The 340-nt window shown below is 54.4% G+C and carries 1 rRNA gene; it reads right to left on the bottom strand.

Features of this window, described 5'->3' with window-relative positions:
• A 16S ribosomal RNA gene (locus ACTHSL_RS13270) occupies window positions 1–340 on the bottom strand; the annotation flags it as partial.

Raw genomic sequence — 340 nt, 5'->3', positions numbered from 1 at the left:
GAATTCCGCCATCCTCTAACACACTCTAGCTTTGCAGTATCAAAAGCAATTCCGGAGTTAAGCTCCGGGATTTCACCCCTGACTTGCAAGACCGCCTACGCGCCCTTTACGCCCAGTAATTCCGAACAACGCTAGCACCCCCTGTATTACCGCGGCTGCTGGCACAGGGTTAGCCGGTGCTTCCTTTGCTGGTACACTCAATCAAACGTGGTATGAGCACGTCTAACTTGTTCCCAGCCGACAGGGCTTTACAACCCGAAGGCCTTCATCACCCACGCGGCGTCGCTGCATCAGAGTTTCCTCCATTGTGCAATATTCCCCACTGCAGCCTCCCGTAGTC

The sequence above is a fragment of the Neisseria sp. P0008.S010 genome (assembly GCF_051962715.1).
GTDB lineage: Bacteria > Pseudomonadota > Gammaproteobacteria > Burkholderiales > Neisseriaceae > Neisseria > Neisseria elongata.
The sequence above is the reverse complement of the archived record's forward strand: the minus strand, read 5'-3'. Positions and strand labels throughout refer to the sequence as shown.